Here is an 8,844-nt window from a genome sequence, read left to right as displayed (position 1 = left end):
CCTTGATGACGGCCAGGTAGTTGTGCGGGGGGGTCATCATTCGTCTTCCTCCCTGATGGGCTTGGCTCAGCTCTCCCGGCGGTGGGCTCCTCCGGACGTTCCGCGGCCCTCCTGGCAAACCCTCAACCTCAACCATAGAGTTAGAGTTATGTCAAGTAGTTCCGCGCAACCAGAACGGTATGGGTACCGCGCGCCCTAACCGCGCAGGCGCGCCGACACGCGCCCCGCAAATTTTCGGCGATTTCCGCAGCGCCGGAGCGCCGGAGCGCTGTTCCCTGGGCCTCGTGCGCGACGACGTGATGAGGATCGCTACTTGACCGTGGGCAGGTCGGGGCTCGACACGTCGTAGACCTTGCCGGGCTGGGTCAACAGGGCCGCCAGTTTCTCGGCCTTCTCGTCGGTGCGGTCGGTGGTCCCCCAGATCACCACCCGGCCGTCGCCCAGCGTCAGGGTGATCGAGGCGACCGACGGCGCGGCGATGTGGCCGACCTGACCCTCGATCTCGGGACGCAAGGCGGTCAGCACCTGCAGGGCCGCCTTGGTGGCCGGGTCGTCGGGCCCCGGGTCGGCGACATCGAGGTACGGCAGCGCCGGTGGTGGCGGCCCGGTCGCGAAGTCCACTCCGTCCCGGTCGAAGAGATGCGGGCCGTCGGGAAAGTCTTTGACGGCCACGGGGACTCGCTCGACGATGGTGATCCGCAGCGCCGACGGATACTGGCGCTGCACCCGCGCGCTGGCCACTCGCCGGATCGCGGCCACCCGGTCGGCGACCTGGCTGGTGTTGATCTGCAGCAGCGGCGTTCCGATCCGCACCCGCGCCGCATCCAGGACCTCTTCGCGGGTCACCACCCCGGTGCCGACGACAACGATGTTGCGGGCCGCCATCGCGGGCGTGAAATAGAGGATCAACGCCAGCCCGATGCCGACGATCACCAGCAGAACGGTCGCCAGCAGCAGCTTCAGGCCCCGAACAACGCCCCGCGCAACGGGTTTGGGCTCGTTGATCAGCCGTCCGCTGGCCCGGCGCTTCGCCTCGCGGCGGGCCTCTTCGATGGCGGTAGCGCGGGCCTGGGCGGCACGGCGTTCGGCCCGCTCTCGCCGGGCGCGCCGGCGCGGCCCCTCGACCTCGGCCTGATCGGCCTCACGATCGTCACCGGCGTCGCTCCCCGGCCGGTCCGCGCTCGTGCCGGTGACGAGCGGTTCGGTGACCGCGCTGTCTCCAGCAGGCTGGGCGTCGGCCTGTTCGCCGACCGCGTTTGCAGGGACGGGGTCGTCCGGCTGCGTCATCGCAACGCCCCGGGGGCGCTGCGGTTGGCCCGCACCCGCAGTGCCGTGACGATCTCGGGCCCCAGCAGCGTCACATCGCCGGCCCCCATGGTGACAATGACGTCGCCGGGCCCGGCGACCGCCGCCACCTGCTCGGCGGCCGCGGAGAAGTGCGGGAGATAGCGCACCGGCACGCTGACGTGCTCGGCCACGCTGGCCCCGCTGATGCCGGCCAGCGGTTGTTCGCGGGCGCCGTAGACATCGAGAACGAAAACCTCGTCCGCCGCGTCCAGGGCTTGCCCGAACTCTTCGGCGAAAGCCTTTGTCCGCGAATACAAATGGGGCTGAAACACCGCGATGCTGCGGCCGTCGCCGCTCTGCTCGAGCAGGGTGCGGACCGCCGCCAGCGTGGCGACGATCTCCGTGGGGTGATGGGCATAGTCGTCGAACACCCGCACCGATGCCGCGCTGCCGACCAGCTCGAATCGGCGCCGCACCCCCTCGAAGCCGGCAAGGCCGTCCAGCACCGCATCGACCGGTGCGCCGATCTCGAGCGCCGCCACCAGCGCTCCCATCGCGTTGAGCGCCATATGGCGGCCCGGCACCGACAACCGCATCACCCGCGGGTGCTGCTCCGGGTCCAGTTCGGGGGCCAGCCGGACCTGCGCGACGGCCTCGACGCCCTGCTGCTGCCAGGACAACAACGTCGCGGCAAGTTCGTCGTCGCCGGACCCCGCGGATCCGTAACGCAGAACCCGGATGCCCAGCTCGGCCGTGCGCCGTGCCAACTCGGCGGCCCCCGGGTCGTCGACGCACACGACCAGCGCCCCGCCGGGGGCCAGCCGCTCCACGAAGGCGTCGAAGACCGCGACATAGGCGTCGGCGCTGCCGTAGAAATCCAGGTGGTCGGTCTCGATGTTGGTGACCACCGCCACGTTGGGCGTGTACTCCAGCAGCGAGCCATCGCTCTCGTCGGCCTCCGCCACGAAGCAGTCGCCGCTGCCGTGGTGGGCGTTGGTGCCGGCCTCCCCCATCTCGCCGCCGACGGCGAAGGACGGGTCGCGCCCGCAGTGCTGCAGCGCCACGATCAACATCGACGTCGTCGTCGTCTTGCCGTGCGTACCGGTGACCATCAGCGTGGTGCGCCCGGCCATCAGCTTCGCCAGCACGGCGGGCCGCAGGATCACCGGGATGCCGCGCCGACGGGCCTCGACGAGCTCGGGGTTGGTCTTCGGGATGGCGGCGTGCGTCGTGATGACCGCGGTGGCGCCGCCGGGCAGGAGATCGAGTGAGGCCGCGTCGTGCCCGATGTTGATCTGCGCGCCCCGGGCGCGCAGCGCGTGAATGCCGCGGGACTCCTTGGCATCCGAGCCCGATACCAGGCCGCCGCGGTCGAGCAGGATGCGGGCGATGCCCGACATCCCGGCTCCCCCGATGCCCACCATGTGCACCCGCTGCAGCTCGGGCGGCAACTGGTCGGTACTCACGGCTTGCCCCCGGCCGCCGAGCGGCCCAGCTGGGCCTTCCTGGCGATGTCCAGTGCCGCCTGGGCGACCTGGCGTGCTGCGTCGGGATGCCCCACTAGCGCGGCGGCGGTGGTCATGGCCGCCAGCCGCGGCGGATCGCCCACCAGCGCCGCCACTTCGCGGGCGACGAGCTCGGGCGTCAGGTCGGCGTCGGCGACGATCATGCCGCCGCCGGCGTTGACCACCGGCAGGGCGTTGAGCCGCTGCTCGCCGTTGCCGATCGGCAGGGGCACGTAGATGGCCGGCAATCCCACCGCCGAGACCTCGGCGACGGTCATCGCACCGGAACGGCAGATCACCAGGTCGGCGGCCGAATAGGCGAGATCCATCCGGTCGAGGTACGGGACCGCCACGTACGGCGGGTCGCCCGGCTGGGGCTCGCGCAGGTCGAGCGTGTTCTTGGGGCCGTGCGCATGCAGGACGGCCACGCCGGCGGCGGCCAGTTCGGCGGCCGCCCCGGAGACCGCCCGGTTCAGCGAGGCCGCGCCCTGCGAGCCGCCGAACACCAACAACACCCGGGCGTCATCGGCGAAACCAAAGTGGCGGCGCGCCTCGTCGCGCAGCGCCGCGCGGTCCAGTGAGGTGATGGCCTCGCGCACGGGCACCCCGACCACCTCGGCGCGTGGCAACCCGCAATCGGCCACCGCGGAGAGGATCCGGACGGCGGTGCGGGCGCCGACCCGGTTCGCCAGCCCGGCGCTGGCGTTGGCTTCGTGGATCACCACCGGGACCCGCGGCTTGCGCGACGAGACACCGCGCGCGGCGAGGTAGGCCGGCAGCGCCACGTACCCACCGAAACCGATCACCACGTCGGCGTCGACCGCCCTCAGCACGGCACGGGTTTCCCGGACGGCCCGCCACACGCGCGAGGGCAGCCGGGCCAGGTCGCCGCTGGGTTTGCGCGGCAGCGGCACCGGCGTGATCAGCTCGAGGTCATAGCCGCGCTCGGGCACCAGCCTGGTTTCCAGCCCCCGGGCGGTGCCCAACGCGGTGATCCTGACCTGCGGGTCGAGGGCGCTCAGCGCGTCGGCAACGGCCATCGCCGGCTCGACGTGGCCGGCGGTTCCGCCACCGGCGAGCACGACCGACAGTGGCTTGAGAGGCTTAAAAGACGACAACGCGGCACCGGCGGGCAAAGGGTTTCCCCCCCGCCCGCCGGTCGGCTTGTTGACCGTGTGGTTCACCCGTAACGCTGACCTTCCAGTGCGCGAGCGCGTCGTGGCTGACGCTGGCCGGCCGCCTGACTGACGCGGCGTTGGCCAGATCCATGATGCCTCGCCCGTGATCGAGCGCTACCCCCAGTCTGGCGAGCCGGCCGGCCGGCCGTTCGCGATGCCGCCGGCCGCAGCGGCGCGTCGGCCTTGCGGGATGCCTGGTTCGAGGCCTTGCGCCCGGGTGCGCCGGCGCCCTTGCGTGACGGCTCGGCCGACTTCGGACGAGCCCGCTTGCGATCGCGGACCGACTCCAGGCGCGTCGGCGAGTAGGGCTCGGGCAGCGGCAGCCGCAGTATCCGATTCATCTTGTCGTCGCGGCCGGCCCGCAGCGCGGCCACCGCCTCGGGTTCGTGGCGGGCCGCGTTGGCCATGATGCCGATCATGAAAAGCGTTGCCGCGGTGGAGGTTCCACCGGCAGATATGAGTGGCAGCTGAATACCGGTGACCGGGAGGATGCCGATCACGTAGCCGATGTTGATGAACGCCTGGCCCAGCACCCACATGGTCGTGGTGGCGGTCAGCAGCCGCAGGAATGGGTCGGCCGAGCGACGGGCGATCCGCATCCCGGTATAGGCGAACAGCCCGAACAGCACCAGCAGCGCGAACGCACCGATGAAACCGAGCTCCTCGCCGATGATCGCGAAGATGAAGTCGTTGTGGGCGTTGGGCAGGTAGTTCCATTTGGCCACGCCCTGGCCCAGACCATCGCCGAAGACGCCGCCGTGCGCCAGCGCGAATTTGGCCTGTCGGGCCTGGTAGCCGGTGTCCTGCGGGTCGTTCTCGGGGTTGATCCAGGACCGCACCCGGTCCGACCGGTATCCGGCCGACATGGCCAGGACCGCGCCGGCCACGAAGACGGCCATCAATGAGGTGACGAAGACGCGCAGCGGCAGGCCCGCGTACCACAGCAGGGCCAGCAGGATGATGCCCAGCGACACGGTCTGCCCGAGGTCGGGCTGCGCCACGATCAGGGCCAGCGCGATCACGGCCGCCGGCACCAGCGGGATCAGCAGTTCGCGCAGGCTCCCCCGCTCCAGGCGACGGGCGGCCAGCATGTGGGCCCCCCAGATGGCGAAAGCGATTTTGGCCAGCTCGGACGGCTGCATGGAGAAGCCCGCGACCACGAACCACTTACGGGATCCGTTGGCCAGGTTGCCGATCCCGGGAACGAGCACCAGCACCAACAGGATGACCGTGACGACGTAGCCGGTGAACGCGACGCGGCGGATGAACCGCACCGACATTCGCAACGAGGCGTAGCAGGCAATGAGACCGATCACGGTCCACAGCACCTGCTTGCCGAAGATCACCCAGGCGGACCCGTCGGCGTCGTAGGACCGCACGCCCGATGCGGACAGCACCATGATCAGCCCCAACGTCGTCAGCAACCCAGCCACCGCGATGATCAGGTGAAACGACGTCATGGGCCGGCCCAGCCAGGCGCCGAACCGGCTGTGCGAGCCGCCCTCTTTGGCGATGGCCTTCTCGGGCTTTTGTGGCTTGTCGGCCTTCTTGGTCTTGGCTTCGGGGACGTCGTCCGTGGCGTCGTCGTCAGCCGGCGCTGGCTCGGCGGCGGCGGTCTCGGTGTTGTTTTTTCCCCGGCGCAGCAGCCGGGTCAGTGCGTTACCCACGCCCGCCCTACCGGAGCGCCGCGTGCACGGCGGACGCGAATGCGTCGCCACGGTGGGCGTAACCCGAGAATTGGTCGAACGATGCGCCCGCCGGGGCCAGCAGGACGGTGTCACCGGGCTTCGCCAGGGCGCGAGCCGCGGTCACCGCCGCGTTCATCACCGCTGTGGCCACATCGTCACTTGATAGTTGCACTTCTGTCACATCTGCCCCAAAAACCACAGCAGTCGCATCCATACCAGCATCCTCGCCTGTCACAACGTGCAGGACGGGGACATCCGGCGCGTGTCGCGATAACGCCTCGGCAACCTCTTGCCGATCTCGGCCGATCAGCACCGCGCCGACCAGCCTTGACGCCATCCTGGCGACCTCGGCGTCCACCGATGCGCCCTTGAGCAGACCGCCGGCGATCCAGACGACCCGGGGGTAGGCCAGCACGGACGCCTCCGCGGCGTGGGGGTTGGTGGCCTTGGAGTCGTCGACGTAGGTGATGCCGTCCGCGACGGCCACGACTTCGGCCCGGTGCCGACCCACCCGGAAGGATGCGATCGCGGCCGCGACCGCCTCGGGCGGCACGTCGACGCAGCGCGCCAGCGCCGCGGCGGCCAGCGCGTCGAGCACCCCGACGGGCCCCGGCACGGGGATGGAGTCGACCGGCAGCAGGGCCAGGTCGTCGGCGAAGGCGCGGTCAACCAGGTGGCCCTCGCGCACGCCCAGCTCCCCGGCCGCCGGTTCGCCCAGCCGGAAGCCGACCCGAACCGGCGCGCGGGCGGTGTCCAGCAGCGCCGCCGCCCGGGCGTCGTCCAAGCCCACCACCGCCACCCGGCCGTCGAGCACCCGCGCCTTCGCCGCGGCGTATGCGGTCAGGCTGCCGTGCCAGTCCAGGTGGTCTTCGGCGATGTTGAGCACCACGCCGGCTTCTGGCTTCAGCGAAGGCGCCCAATGCAATTGGAAACTGGACAGCTCGACGGCCAGCAGCTCGGCGGGTTCCTCCAAGACGTCGAGCACCGGTTCGCCGATGTTGCCGCACAGCAGACTGCGCCGGCCGCCGGCGGTCAGCATGGCGTGCAGCATCGAGGTGGTGGTCGTCTTGCCGTTCGTCCCGGTCACCACCAGCCAGCGGCGGGGCGGCCCGTAGTGGCCCGCGGCGTCGAGCCGCCAGGCGAGCTCCACGTCACCCCAGACCGGCACCCCGGCCGCGGCCGCGGCGACCGGCAGCGGCGCCGTCGGGGCGAAGCCGGGACTGACGACCACCAGGGCGTAGCGGGAGATCTGCTCGATGGCCGTCGACGTGGACGCGGTCGCCGCTCCCGCGTCGGCGTAGTCCCGCAACCTGACGGGGTCGTCGTCGCACAGCGTCGGTGCCGCCCCGAACCTCGTCAGCGCCGCCAGCACCGCCTTGCCCGTTACCCCGCCCCCGGCCACCAGCACCGGCGCGCCGGGCGCCAGGGGTTCCAGAGGGGCCTCAAGACCACTCATCAGGCACCGATCGCGCCCAGCCACTCACCGTAGAAAAGGGCCACGCCCAGACCACAGGCGATCGCGGTGAGCAGCCAGAAGCGGATGATGACCGTGGTCTCGGCCCAGCCGGCCAACTCGAAATGGTGATGAAAGGGCGCCATCCGGAACACCCGGCGCCCGGTGGTACGAAAAGTCAAGATCTGCAACACAACCGAGCTGACTTCGGCGACGAATAGCGAACCCAGCACGACGGCGAGGATCTCGGTGCGGCTGGTCACCGAGATGCCCGCGATGATGCCGCCCAAGGCCAGGGATCCGGTGTCGCCCATGAAGATCTTGGCGGGCGCGGCGTTCCACCAGAGAAAGCCGATGCACGCGCCGGCGGTGGCGGCCGCGACCAGCGCCAGGTCCAGCGGATCGCGCACGTTGTAGCAGCCCAGCCCGGGCGCGGTGACGCAGGCGTTGCGGTATTGCCAGAAGGTGATCAACACGTAGGCGGCGGTGACCATCGCCATGCTCCCGGCGGCCAGCCCGTCCAGGCCATCGGTGAAGTTGACCGCGTTGGACCAGGCGCTGACGACGACCACGCAGAACAACACGAACAGGCCCGGGGCCAGTGTGACGGTGGCGATCTCGCGCACGTAGGACAGGTCCGCACTGGCCGGCGTCAGGCCGCTGTTGTTGTGGAACTGCAGCGCCAGCACCCCGAACAACACCGCGGCGGCGACTTGGCCGATGGTCTTCGCCGTCTTGTTCAGGCCCAGGTTGCGCGACCTGCGGATTTTGATCAGGTCGTCGAGGAATCCGACGGCGCCGAGCACGGTGGCCAGGCCCAGCACCAACAGGCCCGACACGGTGACGCCTTCACCGTCGAAAGCCATCCCGGCCAGGTGCGTGCCCAGGTAGCCCGCCCAGATTCCGGCCAAAATGGCCACGCCGCCCATCGACGGCGTGCCCCGTTTGGCGTGGTGGGTCGGCGGCCCGTCCTCGCGGGTGTGGTGGCCGAATCCCTGCCGGGTGAACAACCGGATCAGCGCCGGGGTCAGCAGGATCGACACGGTCAGCGCGACGGCGACGGCGATGAGGATCTGCCTCATGCGCGCGTCCCGCCCTCTGCTGCTCGTGACGACCCGCTTCGCCCGGCTTCGCCGCCCTCGCGATCGTCACCGGCTGCCAGGGCGTCGGCCAGCGCACCGAGCCCCGCCGAGTTCGACGCCTTGACCAGGACGACGTCACCGGGTTGCACCTCGGCCCGCAATAACGCCAGGGCGGCGTCGCTGTCGGCGACCTTGACGGCCCCTTGGTCACCCGCGCCCCAGGAACCCTCCATGACCGCTCCGTGGTGCATGGCGCTCATCGACCTCCCACTTCCCACGACAACGAGTCGAGACACATCTAAGCGCACGGCGAGCCGACCGATGCGATCGTGCTCGACTATGGCGTCCTCACCGAGCTCGGCCATCTCGCCGAGCACCGCCCAGCTCCTGCGCTTTTCGGCGGGGCTATGCCCGCCCGCTTCGCCGCCGCCGTGGGCGATCCAGGCCAGCGCCTGCAACCCGGCCCGCATGGAATCGGGGTTGGCGTTGTAGGCATCGTCGATCACGGTAACCCCGTCGGCGCGGGTCGTGACCTGCATGCGGTGCCGCGACACCGGGCCCGTGCCGGCGAGTGCGGCGGCCACCTGTTGCGGGTCGCCGCCGCATTCCAGCGCCACCGCGGCCGCGCACAGCGCGTTACTCACCTGGTGG

Annotated in this window: 7 protein-coding genes; all 7 read right to left on the bottom strand. The window is 70.7% G+C overall.

Features of this window, described 5'->3' with window-relative positions:
• Window positions 1-309 precede the first annotated feature (309 nt).
• Window positions 310-1,287, bottom strand: coding sequence for a cell division protein FtsQ/DivIB (locus A5652_RS25320; protein WP_067358515.1), 978 nt, complete (start codon window positions 1,285-1,287; stop codon window positions 310-312).
• Window positions 1,284-2,753, bottom strand: coding sequence for a UDP-N-acetylmuramate--L-alanine ligase (gene murC / locus A5652_RS25315; RefSeq protein WP_067358514.1), 1,470 nt, complete (start codon window positions 2,751-2,753; stop codon window positions 1,284-1,286). The genes A5652_RS25320 and murC overlap by 4 nt, the downstream gene beginning before the upstream one ends.
• Window positions 2,750-3,976 carry an undecaprenyldiphospho-muramoylpentapeptide beta-N-acetylglucosaminyltransferase gene (gene murG / locus A5652_RS25310; protein ID WP_067358512.1) on the bottom strand — a complete coding sequence of 409 codons (1,227 nt, stop codon included), beginning with the start codon at window positions 3,974-3,976 and terminating at the stop codon, window positions 2,750-2,752. The genes murC and murG overlap by 4 nt, the downstream gene beginning before the upstream one ends.
• Window positions 3,973-5,637 (bottom strand): putative lipid II flippase FtsW, encoded by a 1,665-nt coding sequence (ftsW, locus tag A5652_RS25305; RefSeq protein WP_067358516.1) that lies wholly within the window; start codon window positions 5,635-5,637, stop codon window positions 3,973-3,975. Before ftsW ends, murG begins: the two co-directional genes overlap by 4 nt.
• Before the next feature lie 7 nt (window positions 5,638-5,644).
• Complete coding sequence (gene murD, locus A5652_RS25300) at window positions 5,645-7,114, bottom strand: UDP-N-acetylmuramoyl-L-alanine--D-glutamate ligase (RefSeq protein ID WP_067358508.1); 1,470 nt, start codon at window positions 7,112-7,114, stop codon at window positions 5,645-5,647.
• On the bottom strand, window positions 7,114-8,193 hold the full coding sequence (mraY, locus tag A5652_RS25295) for a phospho-N-acetylmuramoyl-pentapeptide-transferase (RefSeq protein WP_067358506.1): 1,080 nt from the start codon (window positions 8,191-8,193) through the stop codon (window positions 7,114-7,116). The genes murD and mraY overlap by 1 nt, the downstream gene beginning before the upstream one ends.
• On the bottom strand, window positions 8,190-8,844 hold a 655-nt coding region (locus A5652_RS25290; protein ID WP_304441787.1), incomplete at its 5' end, for a glutamate ligase domain-containing protein. The genes A5652_RS25290 and mraY, both read right to left, overlap by 4 nt.

It is taken from the genome of Mycobacterium sp. 1165178.9, assembly GCF_001673555.1.
Lineage (GTDB): Bacteria > Actinomycetota > Actinomycetes > Mycobacteriales > Mycobacteriaceae > Mycobacterium.
Note: the sequence above shows the minus strand (reverse complement) of the source record. Positions and strands in the feature narration are given on the sequence as shown.